The sequence below is a fragment of the Bradyrhizobium sp. Leo78 genome (assembly GCF_059512425.1).
In genome coordinates this window covers 61,365-84,877 of the sequence record NZ_JCAMOT010000004.1, presented here as the reverse complement: position 1 = coordinate 84,877, position 23,513 = coordinate 61,365, and the positions used below count along the sequence as shown (strand labels likewise).

20 protein-coding genes and 1 riboswitch are annotated in these 23,513 nt (G+C 62.1%); of the genes, 12 read left to right on the top strand and 8 right to left on the bottom strand.

Annotated elements, in window-relative coordinates:
• The first annotated feature begins 25 nt into the window (after positions 1-25).
• The gene (locus AC5ZG1_RS06900; protein WP_496132374.1) at positions 26-2,158 is read left to right on the top strand and encodes a GumC family protein; all 2,133 of its coding nucleotides are present in this window, start codon (positions 26-28) and stop codon (positions 2,156-2,158) included.
• A 16-nt stretch (positions 2,159-2,174) separates the two neighbouring features.
• Here AC5ZG1_RS06900 and AC5ZG1_RS06895 read toward each other — a convergent pair whose 3' ends face one another.
• The gene (locus AC5ZG1_RS06895; RefSeq protein WP_456643690.1) at positions 2,175-3,521 is read right to left on the bottom strand and encodes a lipopolysaccharide biosynthesis protein; all 1,347 of its coding nucleotides are present in this window, start codon (positions 3,519-3,521) and stop codon (positions 2,175-2,177) included.
• Between the two features lie 530 nt (positions 3,522-4,051).
• On the opposite strand from AC5ZG1_RS06895, the gene AC5ZG1_RS06890 reads away from it, so the two are divergent.
• On the top strand, positions 4,052-5,272 hold the full coding sequence (locus tag AC5ZG1_RS06890; RefSeq protein ID WP_496132373.1) for an FAD-dependent oxidoreductase: 1,221 nt from the start codon (positions 4,052-4,054) through the stop codon (positions 5,270-5,272).
• A gap of 15 nt (positions 5,273-5,287) precedes the next feature.
• Here the strand turns inward: AC5ZG1_RS06890 and AC5ZG1_RS06885 are convergent, their stop codons facing one another.
• Entirely contained in the window at positions 5,288-6,412 is a 1,125-nt protein-coding gene (locus AC5ZG1_RS06885; RefSeq protein ID WP_496132507.1) for a GNAT family N-acetyltransferase, read from the bottom strand.
• A 476-nt stretch (positions 6,413-6,888) separates the two neighbouring features.
• Here AC5ZG1_RS06885 and AC5ZG1_RS06880 point away from each other — a divergent pair, with 476 nt between their 5' ends.
• The 4 genes from AC5ZG1_RS06880 to AC5ZG1_RS06865 all read left to right on the top strand — a co-directional run bounded on the left by AC5ZG1_RS06880 (position 6,889) and on the right by AC5ZG1_RS06865 (position 11,241).
• On the top strand, positions 6,889-7,758 hold the full coding sequence (locus tag AC5ZG1_RS06880) for a WecB/TagA/CpsF family glycosyltransferase (protein ID WP_456643687.1): 870 nt from the start codon (positions 6,889-6,891) through the stop codon (positions 7,756-7,758).
• A gap of 65 nt (positions 7,759-7,823) precedes the next feature.
• A complete protein-coding gene (locus tag AC5ZG1_RS06875) occupies positions 7,824-9,134 on the top strand; it encodes an O-antigen ligase family protein (RefSeq protein WP_130222933.1) in 1,311 nt (436 codons plus the stop codon).
• A complete protein-coding gene (locus AC5ZG1_RS06870) occupies positions 9,131-10,156 on the top strand; it encodes a glycoside hydrolase family 5 protein (protein WP_496132372.1) in 1,026 nt (341 codons plus the stop codon). Before AC5ZG1_RS06875 ends, AC5ZG1_RS06870 begins: the two co-directional genes overlap by 4 nt.
• A gap of 29 nt (positions 10,157-10,185) precedes the next feature.
• A complete protein-coding gene (locus AC5ZG1_RS06865; RefSeq protein WP_456643685.1) occupies positions 10,186-11,241 on the top strand; it encodes a hypothetical protein in 1,056 nt (351 codons plus the stop codon).
• Positions 11,242-11,276: 35 nt separating this feature from the next.
• On the opposite strand, the gene AC5ZG1_RS06860 is transcribed toward AC5ZG1_RS06865, so the two are convergent.
• From AC5ZG1_RS06860 to cobT, 5 genes are read right to left on the bottom strand one after another with little or no spacing between them, the layout of a single operon-like run.
• Positions 11,277-11,984 (bottom strand): CbtA family protein, encoded by a 708-nt coding sequence (locus AC5ZG1_RS06860; RefSeq protein ID WP_496132371.1) that lies wholly within the window; start codon positions 11,982-11,984, stop codon positions 11,277-11,279.
• 6 nt (positions 11,985-11,990) lie between these two features.
• Positions 11,991-12,173, bottom strand: coding sequence for a CbtB domain-containing protein (locus AC5ZG1_RS06855; RefSeq protein ID WP_028161697.1), 183 nt, complete (start codon positions 12,171-12,173; stop codon positions 11,991-11,993).
• 25 nt (positions 12,174-12,198) lie between these two features.
• Positions 12,199-12,498, bottom strand: coding sequence for a hypothetical protein (locus AC5ZG1_RS06850; RefSeq protein ID WP_130222926.1), 300 nt, complete (start codon positions 12,496-12,498; stop codon positions 12,199-12,201).
• 28 nt (positions 12,499-12,526) lie between these two features.
• Positions 12,527-13,309 carry an adenosylcobinamide-GDP ribazoletransferase gene (cobS, locus tag AC5ZG1_RS06845; protein ID WP_496132370.1) on the bottom strand — a complete coding sequence of 261 codons (783 nt, stop codon included), beginning with the start codon at positions 13,307-13,309 and terminating at the stop codon, positions 12,527-12,529.
• Positions 13,310-14,365 carry a nicotinate-nucleotide--dimethylbenzimidazole phosphoribosyltransferase gene (cobT, locus tag AC5ZG1_RS06840; protein ID WP_496132369.1) on the bottom strand — a complete coding sequence of 352 codons (1,056 nt, stop codon included), beginning with the start codon at positions 14,363-14,365 and terminating at the stop codon, positions 13,310-13,312. It lies immediately after the preceding gene.
• A gap of 74 nt (positions 14,366-14,439) precedes the next feature.
• Positions 14,440-14,620: riboswitch (cobalamin riboswitch) on the top strand.
• A gap of 110 nt (positions 14,621-14,730) precedes the next feature.
• Between cobT and AC5ZG1_RS06835 the strand changes: the two genes are divergently transcribed.
• From AC5ZG1_RS06835 to AC5ZG1_RS06810, 6 genes are read left to right on the top strand one after another with little or no spacing between them, the layout of a single operon-like run.
• A complete protein-coding gene (locus AC5ZG1_RS06835; RefSeq protein WP_080663539.1) occupies positions 14,731-15,180 on the top strand; it encodes a DUF1636 domain-containing protein in 450 nt (149 codons plus the stop codon).
• The gene (gene cobU / locus AC5ZG1_RS06830; protein WP_496132368.1) at positions 15,177-15,710 is read left to right on the top strand and encodes a bifunctional adenosylcobinamide kinase/adenosylcobinamide-phosphate guanylyltransferase; all 534 of its coding nucleotides are present in this window, start codon (positions 15,177-15,179) and stop codon (positions 15,708-15,710) included. Before AC5ZG1_RS06835 ends, cobU begins: the two co-directional genes overlap by 4 nt.
• Positions 15,711-15,713: 3 nt before the next feature.
• Complete coding sequence (gene cobW / locus AC5ZG1_RS06825) at positions 15,714-16,727, top strand: cobalamin biosynthesis protein CobW (protein ID WP_496132367.1); 1,014 nt, start codon at positions 15,714-15,716, stop codon at positions 16,725-16,727.
• A gap of 18 nt (positions 16,728-16,745) precedes the next feature.
• On the top strand, positions 16,746-20,456 hold the full coding sequence (gene cobN / locus AC5ZG1_RS06820) for a cobaltochelatase subunit CobN (protein WP_496132366.1): 3,711 nt from the start codon (positions 16,746-16,748) through the stop codon (positions 20,454-20,456).
• Positions 20,456-21,082, top strand: a complete 627-nt coding sequence (gene cobO, locus AC5ZG1_RS06815; RefSeq protein WP_464344393.1) for a cob(I)yrinic acid a,c-diamide adenosyltransferase — start codon at positions 20,456-20,458, stop codon at positions 21,080-21,082. Before cobN ends, cobO begins: the two co-directional genes overlap by 1 nt.
• Positions 21,082-22,569 carry a cobyric acid synthase gene (locus AC5ZG1_RS06810; RefSeq protein WP_130222914.1) on the top strand — a complete coding sequence of 496 codons (1,488 nt, stop codon included), beginning with the start codon at positions 21,082-21,084 and terminating at the stop codon, positions 22,567-22,569. The genes cobO and AC5ZG1_RS06810 overlap by 1 nt, the downstream gene beginning before the upstream one ends.
• On the opposite strand, the gene cbiB is transcribed toward AC5ZG1_RS06810, so the two are convergent.
• Positions 22,542-23,513, bottom strand: a complete 972-nt coding sequence (cbiB, locus tag AC5ZG1_RS06805; protein ID WP_496132365.1) for an adenosylcobinamide-phosphate synthase CbiB — start codon at positions 23,511-23,513, stop codon at positions 22,542-22,544. The two genes, AC5ZG1_RS06810 and cbiB, sit on opposite strands and share 28 nt — an antisense overlap.

Sequence of the window (23,513 nt, the reverse complement as noted above, 5' to 3'; positions counted from 1 at the left end):
GCCAGTTGAATTCGAGTCAAAACCCATGATGTTCGGTAGCCGCGCAGGCCCGAGACGTTCCGGTCAGACGGAGCCCACGGCGGCGTCGTGGGAGGCTCCGCGTCCGCCGCCTGGCACCGGACCCGCGGAACGCGTTAAGGGATTGCTAACCTTCTCCGGCATGCTTTCCTTTCTGCGGGAAAACGGTCGACGCATCTTGATGCTCGCGCTGGCCATCTTCGCCATTGGTGTCATCGCTCTGTTGCTGATTCCGGTTCGGTATGCGGCCACAGCGCTGGTCGTTGTCGATCCCCGAGAGCAGCGCGTGACCACGGATCAGGACGTGTTGCCGGGTATCGGCCAGGATGCCGCCGCGCTTCAGAGCCTGGTTGAAATCGCCAAGTCCGATGGCTTCCTCCGCCCGCTTATCGAGCAGCTCAAGGTTCGAGAGGATGAAGACATCGCCGGCGGTCAATCCGACACCACGCGTCTGCTCGAAAGATTCCGCAACCGGCTCGATATTTCCCGCCGTGGGCTCACCTACGTTATCGGCTTCAAATTCACTTCGAACCGTCCGGAGCGAGCGGCTTACTACGCCAACGCCATAGCTGAGGCGTTCGTCGCTAACCAGGGCCGTGTCCGCACTGAGGCGACCGACGAAGCAGCCGATTGGCTCAGTGGCCGGCTCAAGACGTTGAATGACCGGCTGAGGACATCAGAGGATGCCGTTGCCGCCTTCAAGCTCGAGCACAGGATCGTCAATGCCGGCAAGGACGCCACGACCCAGCAATTGCGCGTTACCGATCTGACGCAGCAGGTTTCAGCCGCTCGCGCTCGTACCGAAGAAGCAAGGGCTCGCTACGAGCAGGCGCAACGCGACCTCAAAGCGAATGTCGATGGGCCGGTTCGACAAGACCTGCTGAGTGCCCTGCGAGCTCAGAGGTCGGCGCTCAACGACCAGATCGCGCAGAAACGCGCGGTGTTCGGCGATCGCCATCCTGACCTCGTCATATCATACAGCCAGTTGAACGATCTCAACAGGCAGATTGAGATCGAGCGGAAGAAGAACATCGAAACTGCAAAGTCTGAATATGAGGCCCAACGCGAGCAACAGAGATCGCTGGAAGATCAGTTGAAGGCGGTCGAATCGCAGATACTGGTCGACGGCCAGGCGCTCGTCAGACTGCAGGAGCTGCAGCGCGACGCGGAAGCCAATAGGAATATCTACGAGCAATTTCTGTCGCGGTCCAAGACCACCAACGAGCAGCGCCTGCTGCAGAGCTCGCAGACCAAGATCGCTTCGCTTGCCATTCCACCGCTTCGTCCGACCCGGCCGCCGCTCGCATTGCTCCTCGCCGTGCTTGCGATTGCCTCGATATTGATATCGACGGCGGCAGTTGCCGTACCGGACATTAAGAACATTCTAGAGAAGCCCACTCCGAAGGTTCGCCGGGCAAATTCACCTTCGCTCCAGCCCGAATTGCCCCAGGCGGCATCACCACCCCAGCCCGAATTGCTGCCGAAGCTGCCGGTCTGGGCCCGCATTCCCGACCTGCCGGCACGGGAATTCACCAGAAGCGTCTGGCAAAAGCCGATTGCGGCAGCCGCCGAGCTCGATCTGAGTGCCTACCTGCGCTCGCTGATCGGGAAAATCGACGAGTTGCCGGGATCCGGTGGCAAGGTAGCCCTCGTGATGTCGACCGAGAACGGCGCGGGAGGCAGCACTGTCGCACGATCGCTCAATCGGTCGGCCGTGAACAAGGGGATGCTGAGTGTTCTGATCGAGCTGCAATCGGATCTGTCCGCTGCAAAGCCGGTTGCGGCCGACCGGCAGGAGCAGGGCATCACCAAGACAGATCTTCGCTCTGTCAGTGTGCTCTTGAGTGCCGGCACGCAAACAGGCGCGCTCCCTGCCGACGACATTCGCAAGGAGTTCGATCTGATCGTCGTCGACGCATCGTCTCTTGCTGCACAACCCGACGTGAGGACGCTGGCGGCCCATGCCGATCTGATCGTCGTGGTCGTTCGCGACGGAGCTGCCGCTCCGGCGGCAATTCAGCGGGCTGCGGCTGGCTTGTCGAAGTCCGGCGCGGTGCCGATGGGGCTTGTCGTCAATCGCGTATCCATCAGTTCCGTCATTGCTCAATCTCAGCGCGAGACCTTGGGACTGGCGGGCTGAGTTACCTCTAATCCTTCTAATCCTTCGAGTCTGCGGCACGAACCGGATACGGTTCGGCTTTCGAGGACAAGCGGCGAGAAAGTACCAGGATCGAAGCATCAACGCCGGTGCGGCGGCGGCACAGGACGTTGAGGGCGATGGTGGCGACCGCCAGCGAAACAGTGGCCGAAATCGCGGCGCCGAGCACGCCGAGCCAGGGAATTAGAACGAGGAATCCGATCAGCCGCAGCACGACGTTCCCGGCGATGACGGGAACATAGTCACCCTCATGGCCGGTCACCTGCAGGATGGCTGCGGACGGACCACCAGCTGCCTGAAAAGCCGTTCCGAGCGCAAGCACGATCAGTACCCATTGCTGGGCTGCGAAATGAGGTCCGAACAGGCCGAGAAGATGGGGTGCGCCGATCCAGACAAGGACGAGCCCGGCGATGACGCAAAGCGCGGTCACCTCCGCCATGAGCTGCAGCGTGTGGCTGAACTCTTGATGATTTTTACTGAAGTAGAGCGAGGGCAGGCGGCGCGCTCCGAAACTATAAAGTGCGGCAGAGAGCATGGCGAAGATGTTCGCCAGACGGGAGGCGGCAAAATAGATGCCGGCCGTGGCCGGATCCAGCATCCAGTAAATCAGGATCACGTCGAAGTACTGATTGGCCGCTTCAAGAATGGAAGAAACCCAGTAGCGAAGCGCGCTCGATCTCCAGCGTGAGTTCTCCGAGCGCGGCGGCACATCGCGCAAATTCGGCAGAGCGCGTGCGATCGAAAGGACCTGAACGACGAGCCCCATGGCCATGGCGACCGCCATCACGGTAAGCAACTGTTCGGGATCGAGTCGCGCATGGCCGAACAATATCGCTACTAAAAACAGCACGACGACGACCCGCCAGAAAAACTCCCGATTGCCTTCCCCCATCAGAATGCTGATGAGCGATCGTGCAATCTGGCTGCCGAGCATCAGCCCTGCATTCACGGCCGTAAAGGCGGATACGGCCAGGATCAGCAGCCACGTATCGCCCCGCACGCTCGCGCCCGCCGCGATCGCGGCAATGACGACCATCATCCCAATGGAGGAGATCTTCAGGCTCGATAGCAGCACACCTTTGGCGAGATCGGCCTGTTCGCGCACCTGGTACTCGTTCAAGAAACGAACCAGGAGCAGTTCCTGGCCGACCAGCCCCACGACGGATGCGATCTGAGCGACGGAAAGCCACATCGCGAAAGCGCCGAACGCATCCGGCGACATGGTTCGTGCTGCCAGCGAGAACAGCGCAAACGCAAGGCCGCCGCTGCCAACCTTCAGAAGGATGGTCCCGGCGACACCGCGCGTCACGTCGCGTCGCATCAATTGGAGAATGGATTCGATCATGCGAAGTACAAGGCATCTTTCCTTTCAAGATGCTCGTAGCAGACAATGGCCCAGTGCCTAACACGCACGCGAGCCGAGAGTGTTAATGTTCGGCACCTAAGATTTCGTTCTCCCCACCCGGTAAATGCACCGGCGCAAACTTGCCCTCTCCGGCGGACCTGCGGCCTTGCTCTATTGTGGAACGCCGCTGTCCCGACTGTCTTCAGACAGGGCAAACGATGGTTTCCCAGGATCGCCGCTGCGGCGGCACGAAGATGATTGCCGAAGCCAAATCTGCACAGCCACCGGCCGTTTGCACGTAAATGACCTGCTGACCTGACGATAAACAATGGTTCACCCTAGTGCTGAGTAAGCGGGAAATAGATTCCACGATACTCTTTGAGCAAGGCGCGTGCCGGGACGTCGCCAGATCTGGACTAGGCCGCGGGCGTTAACTGCGATGCTCAAAAATGATCGTGCCGGTTCGGCGAAGTGGATATCAGGCGAGAAAATTGCAGTTCGGCCGGTATCAATCGTCAGAGCCGGCAAACATGATGGTGAATGAGGTGATACAACCGATCGCGGAAGAGGGACGTGAAACCATCACCACGGACGTAGCGATTGTCGGCGGCGGGCTGGCGGGATCGCTCGCGGCGGCAGTCCTCGCCAGGGCTGGCTACCAGGTCGTCCTGATCGACAAGCGAGCGGTTTATCCGGAAGAATTCCGCGTCGAGAAGATCGCCGGCCGACAAGTCGATGTCTTTCGCAGGCTGGGTTTCATCCGCGAACTCGAGGCGGTCGCGTGCGCATACGACCGCGTGATTAATATCAGAGAAGGCCGGGTGGTCGACGTCAGTGCCGGCCAAACCTACGGCCTTCCCTATGCGGACCTCGTTGGCCTGGCACGACGTCTGATGCCGGGTCATTCCGGCTTCATTGTCGACCAGGTGACCGCTGTGAGCTGCAGCGATGACGTTCAGCATCTCGTTTTGGCGTCCGGAGCGCGCGTCACTGCGCGTCTCGTTGTCCTGGCGACGGGTATGGCCGGAGCTCTTGGATACGGCCTCGGAATCACGCGGCGCATTCTCGCCGAGCGTCATTCGGTTTCGTTCGGCTTCACGATTGCCCGTCCGGACAATTTGCCGTTTGAATTCGAGGCGCTCACCTGCTATGGCGAACGGGCCATCGACGGCGTCGACTATCTCAGTTTGTTTCCGGTGCGGGGTGGCATGCGGGCAAACCTGTTCATGTTTCGCGATTCGACCGATCCGATCATGCGCGAGCTGAGGCGGCAGACCGGATCAACGTTGCTGCGGCTCATGCCGGGATTGCAGTCCTATCTCGGAGATTTCAGCGTCATCGGTCAGGTGCAGAATTGGGTGATGGACCTGTCTGTCGCCGAAGGCCATCTGCAGCCGGGCGTCGTGCTGATTGGCGACGCGTTTCAAACCAACTGTCCTGCAGCCGGCACCGGAGTGAGCCGTCTTCTGGTGGATGTCGAGCGTCTTTGCATGGAATATGTGCCGCGCTGGCTCGAAACCGGCGGCATGGGCAAGGACAAGATATCGGAGTTCTACTCCGATCCGGACAAAGTGGCTGCCGACCAACACTCCCTGCAAATGGCGCGTTTTCGGCAGGCACTGACGTCGAGCAGCGACATAAGATGGAACGTGCGGCGCAGGGTGCATTTTCTTCGTCGCAATATCACCTATCGGGTCGACGGTATCAGGCCGGGATGGATCGCACGTGTCCGTGGCGCGCTTCGTGCCTAGTGAGCAGGTTTAAGCTCAGGTACGGACCGGCCGCAGCTTGAATTCGGCCATCCGCTTGGCGGCCAGTTTGATCCAGGGCGCCTGTCGTAACGCGAACAGAGCAAGGGAGCCGGCGACGCTACCCGCCTGAGTCACGCTCGACAACGGCGAGGGCTGGCCGCCAAACATCTTCTTGTACGGTTCGTCGCCAATGGTGAAGTCCAGGATCTGATCCCCGCGCTCGATGCAATCCCTGGCGACTTGTTCGAACATCAGCGCGCCAATGGATTGGCTCTTGTATCCCGTGATGTCGAATGCGCTCATAATGACGAGGAAACGGCCGCGGTGGCACAATCCCAGCACTGCCGCAATCAGGTTGCCGTCCATTTTCATAGTGTAGAGACGAACAAAGGCACTGAGGCCGCGGAGCGCCACGGTGGAATAGAAGTCGAAATATTCGGGACGCTGCAACAGGTCGCCATCGCCCTGGGCTCGAAACCGCGGGCCTCGAAAGTTCTTCATCATCTCCATCGCGGCCATGATGGATGCATCGTCGTCGCAGCATGAAAAGCTCAACGCGCCCTTCTTTTGTAGCTGACGCAGCTTCTTTGCGAGTTCTTTCTGATAGGAGCGGCTCAGCGCGCCCGCCCGCCATTGCTCGAACGGGGCGACTAGCGCTGTCGCGTAGGCATTCATCTCCATGACCGTACGGCGAGGCGCTGCAAGAAGGTTCTCGATCGGCATTCTTCCATCAGGAAGCTTGCACATACGCAAGAAGTCGAACGGCCTGACAAGCCTGCGGAGCGTCAGGCAGGCATCCTCGTCCTGGAGCAGTTCGGAAAATATCTCGGCCGTGCACACAGGGGTCAGATAATCGGACACGCGGAGGTCAGCGAATTCAACCGTCCGCATCGGCCCACGCGGCACCCGCATCAAAGGCAGCACCATCGCCAGTTTTCCGGTCGCGCGACGGCGGACCGTGACGATCAGGGGTTTTGCTGCCGCGACGGGCGCAAGCTTGCGATATAGCGTGTCCAGCCACACCGGATGCTGGAACGCCGTGGCGTCCGAGCCAGCAAACAGTTCGGCGTATTCTTGAGACAAAAAATCAAATGCGTTTTCGATGCAGACATCGAACGCGTCGCTATTATTCTTGTTCATACGTGCGACAGACAAACCGGACTTTTTCGAAAATGCCGGCCGAGCCGGAGCTGCGACCTTCTAGCACACGCAGATTGGCGGAGACACGGGCCGAGTGCGATCTGTATTAATGTATCGTGGTTGCCGCCCGCTGCGCGGACTCCTACCAAATGTCTTGATAGCGGGCCGACCTTGCCACCGCCGCGCGACGTGTAACGTTTTGTTATGGTTAGCGAGCGCTCCACACCTTTGCGAATAGTTAACCAGTTCGCGCAGCGTCGAACCGTCGCGCGGACTCGGGGGCGCCGATGGACTGCATATTGCAGTTGGAGTGGACAACGACAGAGATCTCCAACTGAAGTGCTTGAATCATGATGAAAGAGCTGATTTCCGGCCCGATTTCGATGTCAGGGGACGCGGACGAACGCAATTGGCGTGTCGGTTTCGGTCGGACTGTCTCAACCGTCCGGATTTGCGACACCTCGCGGGGAGCGCCGATGCAGTCGTCGACGGGCGCAGCTTCACGCCGTGAAGCGTCAGAGAAAGACAATGTGCGCGAGCGTCGCGCGAACCTCATCGGCAGGGCGGCCACCGCCGAGATCCCCCGCGTCACGGTCGGAGGGCTTCGGCTCGCCGTACTCGATCTCGAGCAGACCGCCGATTTCATGATCGAACAGGTTTCGCCAAAACGCCGCGCTGGCCGTCCGCTCTATCTGACGTCGGCGAATGGCGAGGTGGTGGCACGCTGCTCGACCGAGCCGATGACGGACCGCCTGTTCCGCGCCGCCGACCTCATCAATGCCGACGGACAGCCGCTGGTCACGGTGTCACGGTTCAAGTCATCGCAGCCGCTGCCGGAGCGGGTTGCCACAACCGACCTGTTCCACGTCGTCGCGCGCAAGGCCGAGGCGGCCGGGCTCTCCTTCTACATGTTCGGCGCCGACGAGGCGGAGAATGCCGCCGCTGTCGCCAATGTCCGCAGGATGTATCCGAAGCTGAAGATCGTCGGCCATTCGCATGGCTATCTGCGCGGCGACGCGCTACGTGCCAAGGTCGACGAGATCAATGCGTTGGCGCCCGACTATCTCTGGGTCGCGCTCGGCGTGCCCTATGAGCAGGCCTTTGTCGAGGAGTTCACGCCACGGCTCTCCAACGTCGGTGTCATCAAGACCTCGGGCGGGCTGTTCAACTTCCTCTCCGGCAGCCGCCGCCGCGCGCCGCAATGGATGCAGAATGTCGGGCTGGAATGGGCCTGGCGGATCTGGCTCGAGCCGCGCCGGCTGTTCTGGCGCTATCTGACTACCAATCCGCGCGCGCTCTATCTGCTATTTAACCGGAGCCATTCCACGCCAACCGAGCGCGACTGACGCTGCGTGCCGTGCCGAGCGGTTGCAATAGCAAATAATTAACCGCGCTTCACGAAGCTCATTCCATGACCGGAGCACAAATTCAGGTGGATGCGGGCGCGCTTGACGGCGCGATCCCGCACATGCGCGGTGTCGACATCGAGCGGGCCGCAAAGGCCATCATGAATTGGTCCATCACCATCAATGTGGTGGCATCGATGGGGACCCTCAACACTGCCCTATTGGCGGTGGAACAGACCTATCTGCAGCAGTTCGCTGCGCTGTCGATGTGGATTGTGCTGATTTATGCAAGCGCGTTTGTGCGACCTAATCTGCGGCTCGGGTTCAACCCCGACTTGATCGGGATCGTTTCATTCTATGTCCTTGCCGCCATTTCCGTGTTTTGGACGAACCTGAGCCTCGCGGCCATCATGAAAAGCGCGGCTCTTGCAATAACGACCCTCGGCGCATTCTGTCTTATCACGCGACTGGATATTGACGACATTGTCAAATCGGTCACTCGGGGCCTCCTGGTACTGGTTGCGGCATCCGCTTTGTTCGCCGTGTTCGTGCCGGACATAGGAGTTGACAGCAGTTGGATGCACAACGGCCAATGGCAAGGTGTTTATGAGTCAAAGCAAACACTAGGCTTCGTCGGAGCCTATCTCATGTTCTTTGCCTATTATCGAAAGACGACAGGGCAAAGATGGCTACCCTTCCTTGTCACGTTCTTGCTCGCTTCAACGTGCGTCCTGGCTTCGGGCTCGCGAGGCGCCGGTGCGGTGGCGTTGGCGGCCTGCGGATTGCTGTTCACCTCCTTGCGGTCGGTGAATTGCATGAAAGTCTATGCGGTGTTGCCCTTTGTCATGTGCATCATGGCGGGCTTGCTGATCCTGTATTTCTACGTGACCGGATACGACTCCATCCATTTGTTTGACACGACGATCGACTTCACGGAGAGAACCTTCATTTGGCAGTACGCGATAAGCCACTTCGACGATGCGCCCTTGCTTGGCTTTGGAATAAACGGATTTTGGACGACCCAATCGATCTATGATTATTTCGAGCAGAATCACGGTTGGGTGCTCGACAACTACCACAGCGGCTACATCACCATTCTCATGGAAACGGGGCTTTTGGGTTATTTGCTTTTTGCGGCAAGCGTCTTCCTGTTTTCGAACAAGGTGCTCCATCTGATTTCATCCCGATCGATCGATCGGTTTCATTGTGCCCTGATCATAGGGTTCTCCGTCCTCAGTTTTCAGACCAATTTTACGGAGACGATATTCCTCCGTTCCACGATGTTTACATCGGTGCTGTTGCTGGTCTTCTTCCTCGCAACCTGTCGGCCGGTGCTGCCGGAAGATCACGGCGATCGTGAGTTGGCGGAGCAATGATCGCCACACTTGCCCGCCGGCCAGCGGCCCTCAAGTTCCTCCTGCTGGCTTTCGTCTTGGCAATGTGGATCCCGCGAGCCTACGGATCCGAGCAGATCGCGTTTCGCGACGTCGCGGGCTTGGGACGCGGCATCAATATCCTGGGATATGACGGCATCTGGGAGGGCGCCGAAAATGCCCCATTCCGTTTGGAGAACCTGACCGCAATTCAAAGGGCCGGCTTCTCACATGTCAGAATCAATTTCTTCGGCTTCAAGCATATGGATTCGGATAACATCCTTGATGAAGCCGTCTTGAAGCGCCTCGATAGAGTTATCGAAGAGGTTCTTGCAAGGAAGCTCATTCCCATTCTGGATGAGCACGACACCGATTTTTGCCAGCGTTATATCTCGCGATGCGCCGACAAGCTCAAATCATTCTGGAAGCAGATCGCGTCGCGCTATGCAGGGAAGTATCCTGCGCTTGTATTCGAAATTCTGAACGAGCCTGGGGGACATATGACCTCGGCCGAATGGAACTCACTTCTCAATGAATGTCTCGGCATTATCAGGGTTGCGAACCCTGAGCGAACTGTCATTGTCGCTGTTCTCAACACCGACGATGCGCCTATTCACGAGTTGACTCTGCCGGCTGACGACAGAAAACTGATCGTGACTTTTCACTATTACGCGCCGATAAGGTTTACCCATCAAGGCGCGCCATGGTCGCGAACATTTTCGACGATCGGCCCGCTGGATTGGGGAACCTCTGAGGACGAAGCGAGAGTTGTCGCTGATTTCACCAGAATCAATCTTTGGTCACGCCGCGAGAAACGTCCGATCTATCTCGGCGAGTTCGGGGTTTATGAGCGCGCGCCATCTGAAAGCCGCCAGAGATACTTGTCGTTCGTGGCGCGAAACGCTGACCGATTTGGCTGGGCATGGGCCTACTGGCAATTCGACCACGATTTCGCTGCGTTCGATAGCGTCCGTCAAATGTGGAATCGGAACATTTTGCGCGCTCTCATTCCGTCGGGGCAGTGAAGCATAGTCGCAGGTTTGGAGAAGAAAAATTGAGCGGAAGCGCGGAGAGCCGAGCCAAGGATGACGTCGCCGCCTATCGGGCCGTCGAACTGATCTACCATTCCTATCTCACGGGCCTCATCCTGATGCTATCGTCGCGCGCCGGCGCCGCGCGAGCGGCGGAGGTGGTCTTTCGGACCTTCCGACGCCAGCAACTGGCCCGCTTTGTTCCGGGATTGAAAAAGCTCGGGCTCGACAAGCTTCCGCACGCGGTCGCGTGCGCGCAATACCATTATCTTTCAAACCAAGTCGGCGGCGTTAAGGTCGAATATGTTTACGAGAGCGACCAAAAGGCCTGGGTACGATATCCGCCGCCGCGGTGGATCTGGTCGGGCACCGCGATCTGCGGCATTCCGTCGGAAGTGTCGCGCGCGATGCTGCGCGGATGGCACGCCAATAATGGCGTCGTCCTCGGTAATCCGCGGCTGGGCTTCGTCTGTACGGGCCAAACGGTCGACGGACAGCCCGGCCTGGAAGGCTACTACAAGGAGTGGGATCACGACCTCACACCCGATGAACGGCTGCAGTTCTCGCCCGGCGAGCAATGTCCCCCGTTTCGGGTCGATCTTGCGCCACGGCTTGCCGAAAACACCTGGCCCGAAGGGCGCCTTCAAAAGGTCCTGCGCAACTACGCGATGGAATACATCACGTCGATCGTGCCGGAAACCATCGCGGTGCTCGGTCCCGAGGAGGGCGGCCATCTTGCCGGCGCTGCGGCGCGGCTGGTCGGGATGCACACCTTTGACGACGTTGCATCGCTGCTCGGTGGTGTCGGTCCCGGCGCCGAGGGCTTCGCCAGCGCCTTCGCGCGCATTGCCCGTGGGCAGGGCGACGACGCCGAGTTGCGCGTGCAGGGCGCGACCGCGATGGTACGGCAGACCTCATGGCGCCTGATGGCAGAGCGCGGGCCGATGTCTCCCGCGGTGTTCGATGCCTGGAACGAGCTCTGGGTCGGCGCCGCGCTCGCGCATGATCGTTTCATGCGCGTCGACATGACGGAGCGCCGCGATCGCGGCGATCCGTCCTGGTGCTGGCAATTCCGGTGACGAGGTGGCGGGCGCCCAGCCTGACGATCGGCGGCCTAACTTCGCTTCCTTGATACTCTATCGAACGCGAGGCTCGTTGCGACGCCGAGCAGGCTCCAGAACAGGAGTCCGGTGAGCACGACGGTCACCACGAACTGGTGCGAAAGGGACGCTGGCACTTCGGCATGAGACTCGGGTGCAACAGGGGCGCCGACGAGATGCGGGATGACAATGAGTATGACCCCGAGAACCGCAGCCCACGGCTCCGAGCGCAGGATCAGGAGGTAGAGCGCTGATGCTGTCAGAGCGGCGGTTGCGATCCACCAGATTTGCCGCGCGGTGAGATCGGCGACCGGCAGGCCCGGCAACTCGGGAGGGAGGCCAAGACCAGGCGCCGCGACAAAAACGGCGAACCCGGCAAGGCCCCAAAACAGACCTTCGCGCCAATGGACCGGTCGTTGCCGAAGCGCATAGATGCCGGTGAGCAGGAGGCCGAAGCCGATCGCGGTAAGGACGTTGGCGGCGACGGTGAGGGCGCTGCGCTGGAAGCCCTCCTCGGGCTCCCATTCCGCATCGTGATGATGGTCTGCTTCAGCGCTGCCGGCGTGGGAAGCCTTGTGGTGTGCATCGGCCGCAGCCTTCTCGAAGACCTCGCTCTTCTGGAGCAGCGGCACCGTTCCGAAGAACTGAACCACCGATATCAGCGCGCCGACGATCAATCCGGCAAGCGATGCCGCAAACACGATCGATCTGAAGACGTGCATCTGTCGTCAGTGACAGGGGAAAGCGTTGGCATGGCGCACGTCGTGGGCGGCGTTATGGACGGCGCTGATGTGCGAAAAGCCGACCATGCCGACGACGAACAAACCAAGAGCCATCGCCAGAACGGCCTGAACGATGACATTCGTTCCGGTGGCAACGGTGGTAAAATTGGCTGATTGCGTCTGCTGCATGATGATCCTCGTTCGGCAAGTCATTCTAGCCCACGGCATCATCAGATGCGACCGAATTTTTTAGCCGGCGACGGACGTCGCGGCTGGTGAGATGAAAGTTGTCCGTTTCCCGGATGCTTCTCGCGGCCAGTTTGGCGCGGGCCGCCGCTTCGAACGAATCCCGGTGTATCAGGTAGAAATCGATGCACTGCTGTGACGAAGGCATGCAGCCCAGCAGCGTCCGGAATGCGCGCCGGTGCATGACGCATATGCCCATGTGTCCGGAGGGACGGAATGCCAATGAATCGATGTCGCTGCGCCAGATCGGTTCGCCTTCGTCAGACATCGACGATTCACTCGAACATAGGCGCAGATCACATGGCCGACCGGATGACGGCAGCAACGCCGAGCAGGAAGCCAACCTCGAACACCTGCTCGATGGCCCCGAGTACGTCGCCGGTATAGCCGCCGATCGATCGTCGCGACCACAGCGTGACCGCAACTGCCAGTGCGATGCCGCAAGCGATGCCGCCAATAAGCGCGATCGGGGCATGCGTGTCGGAGGTCGCGGCGAGCGGTGCCAGCGCGAGCAGCGCGACGATCGTCGCGAAACCGATTTCGCCTGCCCGGAGCGGAGAGGGCGCATAGGCCACCTTCATCGCGGAGGTGTTACCCGCATATTTCATCCAGCCGATGATCGGCAAGCCCACGGCGCGACCGCCGGCTCCACTTGCAATCAGCGCCGCCGCACCAATCCATGCCGGCATCTCAGCAAGCGCAGCGACCCGCAATGCGACCGCGAAGATCAGCGCGAGCGTGCCATAGGTGCCGATCCGGCTATCCTTCATGATGGTGAGACGCTGTTCGACCGTCCAGCCGCCGCCCAAGCCATCAGCGGTGTCAGCCAGGCCATCCTCGTGGAACCCACTGGTGAGAAGGACGCTTGCCAACACTGCCATGAGCGCCGCGATCACTGGTCCTAATACGAGCGAGCTCAGCAGAAGAGCCGCCGCCGAAACCAAACCGACGATCGCACCGACCAGCGGGAAAAACTGCGCCGAGCGGACCAGCCACTCGGAATCAGGCGCATCGTTCGAAGCGCCGACAGGAATGATGGTGAGGAATCGGACCGCGTCGCGAAGACGATCCAGGCTCATCTAGATCCTTCCTTCCAGCACATCGCTGAGGTCGGCGACGTCGGTCAGCAGGCGGGACGCGGCGCGCACCAGCGGGACCGCCAGTAGTGCGCCGGTGCCCTCGCCAAGTCTCATGTCGAGAGCGAGCAACGGCTGTGCCTGAAGTGCCGCCAATACGATATCGTGACCTTTCTCGGCCGACCTATGCGCGAAGACGCAATAGTCACGCGTCGCCGGCGCCAGCCTGACGGCGACGAGGGCGGCGGCGGACGAAATGAAGCCGTCGATGACGACCGGACGGCGATGTGCCGCTGCACCAAGCGCGGCGCCCGCCATCATCGCGATCTCGAGGCCGCCGAATTCCCGGAGTACCTCGAACGGCGCGGTCGCATCGCTGCGATTGGCTGCCTTGTGGATGGCGGCGCGCTTGCGGGCCATGCCTGGCTCGTCCTGGCCTGCGCCGACGCCGATGCAATCATCGAGCGGCGCGGGCGCCAGCCGATGCACCAGCAGCGCTGATGACGCCGTGTTGCCGATTCCCATTTCGCCGAGCGCGACGATGTCGGCCCCAGCATCGATTTCACTGGAAGCTATGGCAAAGCCGGCCGCGAGCGCCTTGTGCGCGTCCTGGGCCGACATCGCTGCCTCACGCGCAGAATTCGCGGTGCCGGTCCGAATCTTGATGCTGAGGAGATCGGGATGGGAAGGCAGCTCGCTGGCGACGCCGGCATCCACGATGCGGATCCCGACATCTGACGCGGCCGCAAAGGCGTTGGCGCTCGCTCCGCCTGCGAGATAAGTCCTCACCATCGCGGCCGTCACGGCGGACGGATATTGCGAAACGCCTTCTTCCGTCAATCCGTGATCACCGGCGAATACGAGCAGAACGGCGTTTTGCAGCGCTGCGGCGGATGGATGCGCGATCATGCCGAGTTGCACCGCCAGGTCTTCGATTCGTCCCAGTGAGCCCGGCGGCTTGGCTTTGCCGTCGATTCGCGCGCGCATCGTTGCGGCAAGCGTCTGATCGAGCGGAGCGATTGCGGGAATTTGCCAATCGGATGGGATTTGGAAGGTCATGGGCTCCTCGTGCGCGCCTTAAGTGACCGAAGCAAACGGGCGGGTCAACTGCGGTTGACCGCCGTCGCGGGGACAGCTAGCGTGGCGGCGATGGTCCTTCCTTCGGGAAGGTGAAAAAGGGAAGTCGGTGCAATGCCGACGCTGCCCCCGCAACTGTAAGCGGCGAGCCAAAGCCGAGGCCACTGGGATGACCGGGAAGGCGGCGAAAGGCGACGACCCGCGAGCCAGGAGACCTGCCATCGCGCATTGTGCTTTGGAGGTTCGTCGGGCGGGGTGCACCGGACGGAATGAGTTCGATGGTCTTCCCCCGTCGAACGCGATCCAACAAAGCTCGCGGCCGTCATGGCCCTGACTTGAGCATCGTGATGGATCGCAACGACGTCGATCAGCAAGATACTGATTCTCGCCCGGGCGAATATTTGCCGCCGACTGCGCCCGGCGGTCCCGTCGTCGTGAGCGTATGCGTCACCTGCAAGACGTCCGAGGGCGTGTTGGCCGGGCCCGCCATGTTCGACGCGATCCGGGTCGCTACAGGCAAACGCGACGCGGCCGTTCAGGTCCGGCGCGTGCAGTGCTTGAGCGTGTGCAAGCGGCCGACCACGGTCGCGGTTTCGAGCTCGGATGGTTACACCTTCCTCTTCGGCGATCTCGAGCCCGAGGGCGCCGGTGCCGTCGCGTCTTTCGTCGATTCCTATCGCAAATCGACCTACGGCCTGGTGCCGTGGCGCGAGCGCGCCGAGATCCTGCGCAAGGGGATGGTGGCGCGGCTGCCGCCCGTTCGCTGGTCACCCGAAGATGGCAGCGCTCCGAAATGACTGATCTCTCGACCACGCTGGTACTGGGCGGCGCACGCTCAGGCAAATCGGCTTTTGCCGAGCGAATGATTGCCGAAAGCGGCCTTGCTCGCGTGTATCTGGCAACAGCTACCGCAGGCGATGAGGAGATGCAGGACAGGATCGCGCATCATCGCAGCAGGCGCGGTTCGGATTGGACGACCGTGGAGGAGCCGTTGGCGCTCATCGATGCCTTGACGCAGGTATCGCGACCCGGCTGCGCGGTCCTGGTCGATTGCCTGACACTCTGGCTCTCCAACTTGATGCTCGCCGGGCGTGACCTCGATGTCGAGGCGAAACGGCTCGCGGAATTTCTAGGCGTCGCCGCAAACCCCGTTGTCCTGGTGTCGAACGAGGTCGGTCTCGGCATCGTGCCCGAAACCAGGCTCGGCCGCGATTTCCGCGATGCGCAGGGCCGTCTCAATCAGATGGTCGCCTCAAGCGTTCCCAACGTCGTGTTCGTCGCGGCCGGCCTTCCGCTGTGGCTCAAACGTTCCCTTAAGGAGTCCTGAAATATGTCCCGTGTTCCAGTCACCGTGCTCACCGGTTTTCTCGGTGCCGGCAAGACGACACTGTTGCGCTCGCTTCTGACGCAAGCCGACGGCCGCCGCATCGCCGTCATCGTCAACGAGTTCGGAGATGCCGGTTTCGACGGCGGTCTTGTCGAGGAATGCGCGGCCAAGGCCTGTGCGCCCGGCGACATCGTCGAGCTGACCAATGGCTGCATCTGCTGCACGGTCGCCGACGATTTCATTCCGACCATGGACAAGCTGCTGACGCGCGACGAGCCGCTGGACGCGATCGTGATCGAGACCTCCGGGCTGGCGCTGCCGCAGCCACTCTTGAAGGCGTTCGCGTGGCCCGCGGTCCGCACGCGCGCAACCGTCGATGGCGTGGTGACGGTCGTCGACGCGTTGGCGCTATCAGAAGGACGCGTCGTGCTCGACGAACATGCGGTCGCGGCCCAGCGCGCCGCGGACGAGGAAATCGATCACGACGACCCGATCGAGGAAGTGTTCGAGGATCAGCTCGCCTGTGCCGACCTCGTGGTCGTTTCCAAGAGCGATCTGGTGTCGCCGGATGTGCTTGCCGGGATCGAAGACCGGCTTGCTGCACAATTGAGGCAAGGTGTCCGTGTCGTACGCTCCCATGGAGCGCTTGCGCCCGACGTCCTCATCGGGATGAAGGCCGATGCCGAGAACGACCTCGCTGCGCGGGCCGGGCATCACGGAGAGGAAGAGGAGCACGATCACGACGATTTCGACAGTATCGTCGTAAGGCCTGCGGCGGCCGAGAGCGTCGAGGCGATGCGCGCACGGGTCAGCGATGTCCTCAGTCTCGCGGGGGTGCTGCGCGTCAAGGGCCATGCGCGCATCTCCGAAAAGCCTGCGCCGATCGTGGTGCAGGCGGTCGGCAGCCGTGTTGAGCTGGCGTTCGCCCGGCCCGACGCCAGGCAGGCCGAGCATCTTGTCGTGATCGGCCTGAAGGGCTTCGACGCCGATGCCGCACGTCGGGCGCTTGCGGGATAGCCTTTCGAAGGGCGATCAATGCATCTGAAACTCGACAGCGGTGGCAGCATCGACGACGGAGATGTCGCTCGCGACCTCGGCCAGGAAACCGCCGACATCGTGATATTGTCCGCCGCGGACAGTGATCTCGCGGCCTTCGGCGCTGCGCATGCGGCATTGCCTGCGGACTTCCCGAGTGTCCGTCTGACCAATCTGCTGGCTCTTGGTCATCCCGCTTCTGTCGATCTCTATGTCGAACGTACGCTCAGCGAAGCCAAGATCGTCGTTCTTCGGATGCTCGGCGGCGAAAGCTATTGGCCGCACGGTGTCGAAAGCCTTCGGCGCGATGCGATCCAGCGCGGGACGTTGTTCGCCTGCATTCCCGGAGAAACCGACTGGAACGCCGCATTGGCTGCGCGCGGCACGCTGGGCGCCGACGAGACCTATGAACTGTGGCGCTATTGTACCGAAGGCGGCATCGACAACGCGCAGTTGGCGCTTTGCTTCGCTGCGAATCTGATCGGCTACGGCAGCAGGCCGCCCTCGGCGCGGCCAATGCCGGCCGCCGGCTTCTGGAACGGCGAACCTGTCACGGACCAACGCCCAAACGCTGCCGTAATCTTCTACCGCGCCCTCGTCGCGGGCGGCGATACCGCTGCGATCAATGCGCTGTGCTCGGCGCTGGGGGCGCGCGATCTCAATGCAGTCGGGCTCTATGTCACGAGCCTCAAGGACGAGCGTTCGATCGCGTTCCTGCGCACGGCGCTCGCCGCGCACCCACCTGACATCATCGTGAACGCAACAGCCTTTGCGACGGCGACCGCGCGCGAGAATGCGGGGATATTGTCCGAGACCGATTGTCCCGTGCTGCAGGTCGCTCAGGCTGGCATGTCCCACAAGAGCTGGGAAAGCTCGACCCGCGGCCTCAATCCGCGCGACCTTGCTATGCATGTGGTCCTGCCGGAGGTCGATGGGCGCATCTTCGCCAATGCCATCGCATTCAAGGAAGCCGGCCAGAGCATTGGCTCCTTCACGCCGACGGCCTTTCGGCCGGTCGAAGATCGCGTGGCGGCGACGGCCGATCTTGCCGCTGCGTGGGTGCGGCTACGCCGTACGCCAGCGAGCCAGCGACGGGTCGCCATTGTCCTCGCCAATTATCCCAACCGCGACGGCCGTCTTGCCAATGGCGTCGGTCTGGATACGCCGCAAAGCCTGATCGGAGTCCTCGCTGCGATGAGGAACGAGGGGTACGAGATTTCCGGGGCACCCGATGATGCGGCCGACATGATGCGGTTGTTGCAGGAAGGTCCGACCAATGCGCTCGGAGACCGCGCCTTGCGGCGTGGTGGCGCATCATGGCCGCTTGCGGAATACGGCGCGGCATTTAGTGCACTCTCTCCCAATGTTCAGCGTGCGGTCACGGAGCGTTGGAATGATCCCGTCCATGATCCGCATGTCGCCAATGGCGTGTTTCGTCTCGGCCTGCATCGCTTCGGCAACGTCGTCGTCGGCGTACAGCCGGCGCGAGGTTACAACATCGATCCCAAGAGCTCCTATCACGATCCGGACCTCGTTCCGCCTCATCACTATCTGGCATTCTATCTTTGGCTGCGCCGCGTGTTCGATGCCCACGCGATCGTGCATCTCGGCAAGCATGGCAATCTGGAATGGCTGCCGGGCAAGAGCACCGGGCTTTCCGCCGATTGCCTGCCGGACGCGGTGCTCGGCCCGTTGCCGCATCTCTATCCATTCATCGTGAACGATCCCGGCGAAGGCATCCAGGCCAAGCGCCGGACATCCGCAGTTATAATCGATCATCTGACGCCGCCGGTGACCCGCGCCGGATTGCATGACGATCTGGCGCAGCTGGAATCGATGGTGGACGAATATTCGGTTGCGACCGACCTCGATCCGAAGCGCGCGGCTGTGATCGCCGAGGACATTCTTTCGACGGCGCGGGCCAAGCAGCTCGATGCAGACGTCAACCTGACGCGCGACATGCCGGTCGGCGAGGCGCTGCGCGCTCTCGATGCGCATTTGTGCGACATCAAGGAAATGCAGATCCGCGACGGACTCCACGTGTTCGGGCGCGCGCCCGATTCGAGACAATGCGCCGATCTGCTCGTGTCGATCGCGCGCGTGCCACGCTCGGACCGCAAGGCTGAAGACGCCTCGCTGCATCGCTCGCTGGCTCTCGATCTCGGCCTTGTCGATTTCGACCCGTTGACCCGCGACCTCGCTGGCACATTCAGAGGGCCACGGCCGGCGGTCCTGGCCGGGCTCGGCTCGGGCTTGTGGCGGACGACGGGCGACACAGTCGAGCGGATCGAAGAACTGGCGTCGCGGCTGGTCTTGGGTGAGATGAAGCCAGACCCATCATGGGTACGCACAGAAGCAGCGCTGAATTGGGTCGAGACGAGATTGCGACCGGCCATCGACGCGAGCCCGCCGCAGGAGATGATGGCGTTGCTGCGCGGCCTTGACGGTCGCTTCGTGCTTCCCGGTCCCTCGGGCGCGCCGACGCGCGGCAGGCCCGATGTGCTGCCGACGGGCCGCAACTTCTTCGCTGTCGACGTGCGCGCGGTGCCAACGCCCTCGGCATGGCGGATCGGGCAATCGGCGGCCGAACGGCTCGTCGAATCCTTCTGGCAGGAAACCGGCGAATGGCCGCGGACGATTGCGCTGTCAGCCTGGGGGACCGCCAACATGCGCACCGGCGGCGATGACGTTGCGCAGGCGCTCGCCTTGATCGGCGTTCGGCCAACGTGGGAGGAGACCTCCGGACGGGTGACCGGCTTTGCGATCACGTCCCTGTCTGAACTGAAGCGTCCGCGCATCGATGTCACGTTCCGTGTGTCAGGCCTGTTTCGGGATGCATTTCCGACCCAGATGGACATCATCGCGAGCGCAGTGGCGGCGGTCGCGGAGCTCGACGAACCTGATGACGCCAATCCCATCGCGGCGAATGTTCGCCGACGGCGGCAGGCGCTGGAGGCAAGCGGCATCAGCCGCGACATCGCTGAGCGACGCGCCGCTCATCGCGTGTTCGGCTCAAAGCCCGGCGCTTATGGCGCGGGGCTGCAAGCCTTCATCGACGAAGGCGGCTGGAACGATCGCGCCGATCTGGCCGACGTCTATCTGGATTGGGGCGGCTATTCCTATGGCGCGGGGGCTGAGGGGAACGCGGCCCGCGACGATCTCGTCGCGCGGTTGGCCGACGTCGACCTGATCGCGCAGGCCCAGGACAACCGCGAGCACGATATCCTCGACTCCGACGACTACTATCAGTTCATGGGCGGACTGGCTGCAACAGTATCGACATTGCGCGGGCAGGCGCCGCGCATCGCGCATATCGATACGTCGCGGCCGGAGATGCCGGCGGTGCGACCGCTGGCGCATGAGATATCGCGCGTGGTGCGGGGCCGCGCCGCCAACCCGAAATGGATCGTCGGCGTCATGCGACACGGCTACAAAGGCGCGTTCGAGATGGCCGCGACCGTTGATTATCTGTTCGGTTTTGCCGCCTCGACCGACGCGGTCTCAAATCATCACTTCGATCAATTGTTCGCAGCCTATCTCGAGGACGACCCGGTGCGAGATTTCATCGAGCGCTCCAATCCGGCCGCGCTCCGCGAGATGGCCGCCCGGTTCGCGGAAGCCATCAGGCGCGGATTATGGACGCCACGCTCCAATCGCGCCGCGGATTTGATTGCCGAAAGCCTGCACGAAGCAAAGAGAGAAATCGCATGATGAATCCATCCGACGTAGCCGACGACGAGAACGCACGCCATCGCGAGAAGGCCCGGAAGCACAAGGCCGCGCGCGACAAGATCATGGCGACCAAGACCGGCGAAAAGGGGCTCTTGATCGTGCATACCGGAACCGGCAAGGGCAAGACGTCAGCCGCGCTCGGCATGGTGTTTCGGCATATCGGTCACGGCTATCCTGTTGCTGTCGTGCAATTCACCAAGTCGCCGAAGTGGGATACCGGAGAAGCGCGGGTATTGGCCAGGTTTCCGGAGCTCGTGACATTGCATGTGATGGGCGAAGGGTTCACTTGGGAAACGCAGGATCGCGAGCGCGACATTGCAGCTGCCCGGAAGGGTTGGGAGCGCGCCAAGGAACTGATCCGCGACGATCGCCATCGCATGGTCCTCTTGGACGAACTCAACATTGTCCTCCGTTACGATTACCTTCCGATCGACGAAGTTCTTGCATTTCTCCGTGACGAGAAGCCGGCTGACAAGCACGTCGTCATCACCGGCCGCAACGCGCACGCGTCACTGATCGAGATGGCCGATCTGGTCACCGAGATGACGCTGGTCAAGCATCCGTTCCGATCTGGGGTGAAGGGTCAGAAAGGGATAGAATTCTGATGGCGCGGCCGACGCCGGCGCTGATGATCCAGGCCACCGGCTCGAACGCCGGGAAGTCGACTGTTGTCGCGGGCCTGGCGCGCGCGCTGGTGAGGCGCGGCCTCACGGTCGCGCCGTTCAAGCCGCAGAACATGTCGAACAATGCGGCGGTGGCGGTCGATGGCGGCGAGATCGGCCGCGCGCAGGCGGTGCAGGCCCGCGCCGCGCGGATGGCACCAAGCGTCCATATGAACCCGGTGCTCTTAAAGCCCGAGACCGACACCGGTGCGCAGGTGATCGTGCAGGGCCAGCGACGCAGCACGCTTCGGGCGGCCGATTATCTCGGAAAGAAGGCGGCGCTGATGCCCGCTGTGCTCGACAGTTTCGCACATCTCGCCCGGGCGGCGGACATCGTGCTGGTCGAAGGCGCGGGCAGTCCGGCCGAGATCAATCTGCGCGCCGGCGATATCGCCAACATGGGTTTCGCCACGGCAGCCGACGTACCCGTGGTGCTGCTCGGCGACATCGATCGCGGCGGTGTCATCGCCAGCCTCGTGGGGACGCATCTCGTGCTGGAAGCCGAGGAGCGCGCGCGCATTCATGGCTTTCTGATCAACAAGTTCCGCGGCGATCCCAGGCTGTTCGACCAGGGACTTGAAGCAGTGACGCGCATGACCGGTTGGCCCTCGCTCGGCGTGGTGCCGTGGCTGCCTGAGGCTGCCTGGCTGCCTGCCGAGGACGCCGTCGATCTCGATCGTGTGCAGACGTCATCCGCGCGGAGGGTCATCGCCGTTCCCGTGCTCGCGCGCATCGCCAATTTCGACGATCTGGACCCGCTGGGCATGGAGCCCGGTGTCAGGCTGGTATTCGTGCGGCCGGGCGAACCGATCCTGGCCAATGCCGATGTCGTGATCCTGCCCGGCAGCAAATCGACGATCGGCGATCTCGCCTTCCTGCGCGCGCAAGGCTGGGATATCGACATCAAGGCGCATGTTCGGCGCGGCGGTCAGGTGCTCGGGCTGTGCGGCGGCTACCAGATGCTTGGCCGGACGATCGCTGATCCCGTTGGCATCGATGGCCCGGCGGGCACGGTCGAGGGACTCGGGCTGCTCGATATCGCCACGACGATGGATGCCCATAAATCGACGACGCTTGTGCGGGGCGTTTATTGCGCCACAGGCAGCCCGGTCGAGGGCTACGAGATCCATCTCGGCCGCACCAGCGGTGCAGATTGCGAGCGCCCGGTGGTCATGATCGACAGTCGTCCCGATGGGGCCTGCTCGGCCGATGGCCGCGTGCAGGGGACGTATCTGCACGGGCTGTTCGTCAATGACAGCTTTCGAAAGGCGTGGCTCGCCAATCTCGGCATTGCGTCGTCTGTCGCTTATGAAGCTCGGATCGAATCGGCGCTCGATGCGTTGGCCGACCATCTGGAAGCGCATCTCGACATCGATCGCATGCTCGAGATCGCGCGGAGCCGTCAAACCACCAACGCCAGCGCGGCATAGATGACTGCTTCGAGCGAGCAGGCGGCCATCAGCAGCTTGAGTGCGCGGCGGATATCGGCAGAACCGGCATTCATCCGGGCGCCGGCGTTGAGGAAGGGGTCATCGACGAGGCGGTCGCCATAGCGGCGAGGCCCGGCCAGGGCGAGACCGAGCGCGCCTGCCATGGCGCTTTCCGGCCAGCCCGCATTCGGCGATCTATGCTTTGAAGCGTCGCGCCACATGACTTTGAATGCCTGCGCGACGGAGCCACCTGCAATCGGCGCAGCGAGTGCGATCAGTACCGCAGCCAGTCTTGCTGGGACGAGGTTGAGCAGATCGTCAAGCCGCGCCGCCGCCCAGCCAAAGGATTCGTGGCGCGGACTGCGATGGCCGATCATGGAGTCCGCGGTATTGACGACCTTGTAGACGAACAATCCCGGCAACCCGAGCAGCGCCAGCCAGAACAGCGGCGCGACGACGCCGTCGGAAAAATTCTCGGCGCTGGATTCGATCGCCGCGCGCGAGACGCCGCTGGTGTCGAGCTGTTCGGGATCGCGGCCGACGATCATGGACACCGCGCGCCTTGCCTCGGCAAGTCCGCCGCCGGTGAAGCCGGAGGCGACCCTGTTGACATGTTGATAGAGGCTCCGCTGCGCGATCAGGATGGAGGCCACGAGCCCTTGGGCTGCTTGCCCGAGCAGCGTCCACCCGAGCGTGGCTTCCAGCAGCAGGCCAAGGCCGCCGCAGATCGCGACCAGCAGGCCCGTGCTCAGGCATCCCGCGGCCCTGCGCCGTGTGGCCGACCATTGCTCGCGGTTCAGCGCGCGATCGAGCAGGTCGATCACGGAGCCCATCAGCGTCACCGGATGAGGGAGACGCCGCCACAGCAAATCCGGATCGCCGATAAGCGCGTCGAATGCGATCGCCAGCACAACGATCAGGATCGTCTCGCTTCCCGCCAGCAT

Bases quoted from the DNA above. Each gene is read 5' to 3' on its own strand.
- cobT (WP_496132369.1), bottom strand. From the start codon at position 14,365: ATGACCTTCCAAATCCCATCCGATTGGCAAATTCCCGCAATCGCTCCG.
- AC5ZG1_RS06855 (WP_028161697.1), bottom strand. From the start codon at position 12,173: ATGCAGCAGACGCAATCAGCCAATTTTACCACCGTTGCCACCGGAACG.
- AC5ZG1_RS06875 (WP_130222933.1), top strand. From the start codon at position 7,824: ATGACCGGAGCACAAATTCAGGTGGATGCGGGCGCGCTTGACGGCGCG.
- AC5ZG1_RS06890 (WP_496132373.1), top strand. From the start codon at position 4,052: ATGATGGTGAATGAGGTGATACAACCGATCGCGGAAGAGGGACGTGAA.
- AC5ZG1_RS06860 (WP_496132371.1), bottom strand. From the start codon at position 11,984: ATGCACGTCTTCAGATCGATCGTGTTTGCGGCATCGCTTGCCGGATTG.
- AC5ZG1_RS06885 (WP_496132507.1), bottom strand. From the start codon at position 6,412: ATGAACAAGAATAATAGCGACGCGTTCGATGTCTGCATCGAAAACGCA.
- AC5ZG1_RS06900 (WP_496132374.1), top strand. From the start codon at position 26: ATGATGTTCGGTAGCCGCGCAGGCCCGAGACGTTCCGGTCAGACGGAG.
- cobN (WP_496132366.1), top strand. From the start codon at position 16,746: ATGCATCTGAAACTCGACAGCGGTGGCAGCATCGACGACGGAGATGTC.
- AC5ZG1_RS06810 (WP_130222914.1), top strand. From the start codon at position 21,082: ATGGCGCGGCCGACGCCGGCGCTGATGATCCAGGCCACCGGCTCGAAC.
- cobU (WP_496132368.1), top strand. From the start codon at position 15,177: ATGACTGATCTCTCGACCACGCTGGTACTGGGCGGCGCACGCTCAGGC.
- AC5ZG1_RS06835 (WP_080663539.1), top strand. From the start codon at position 14,731: ATGGATCGCAACGACGTCGATCAGCAAGATACTGATTCTCGCCCGGGC.
- cbiB (WP_496132365.1), bottom strand. From the start codon at position 23,513: ATGCTGGCGGGAAGCGAGACGATCCTGATCGTTGTGCTGGCGATCGCA.
- AC5ZG1_RS06880 (WP_456643687.1), top strand. From the start codon at position 6,889: ATGCAGTCGTCGACGGGCGCAGCTTCACGCCGTGAAGCGTCAGAGAAA.
- AC5ZG1_RS06870 (WP_496132372.1), top strand. From the start codon at position 9,131: ATGATCGCCACACTTGCCCGCCGGCCAGCGGCCCTCAAGTTCCTCCTG.
- cobO (WP_464344393.1), top strand. From the start codon at position 20,456: ATGAATCCATCCGACGTAGCCGACGACGAGAACGCACGCCATCGCGAG.
- cobS (WP_496132370.1), bottom strand. From the start codon at position 13,309: ATGAGCCTGGATCGTCTTCGCGACGCGGTCCGATTCCTCACCATCATT.
- AC5ZG1_RS06895 (WP_456643690.1), bottom strand. From the start codon at position 3,521: ATGATCGAATCCATTCTCCAATTGATGCGACGCGACGTGACGCGCGGT.
- cobW (WP_496132367.1), top strand. From the start codon at position 15,714: ATGTCCCGTGTTCCAGTCACCGTGCTCACCGGTTTTCTCGGTGCCGGC.
- AC5ZG1_RS06850 (WP_130222926.1), bottom strand. From the start codon at position 12,498: ATGTCTGACGAAGGCGAACCGATCTGGCGCAGCGACATCGATTCATTG.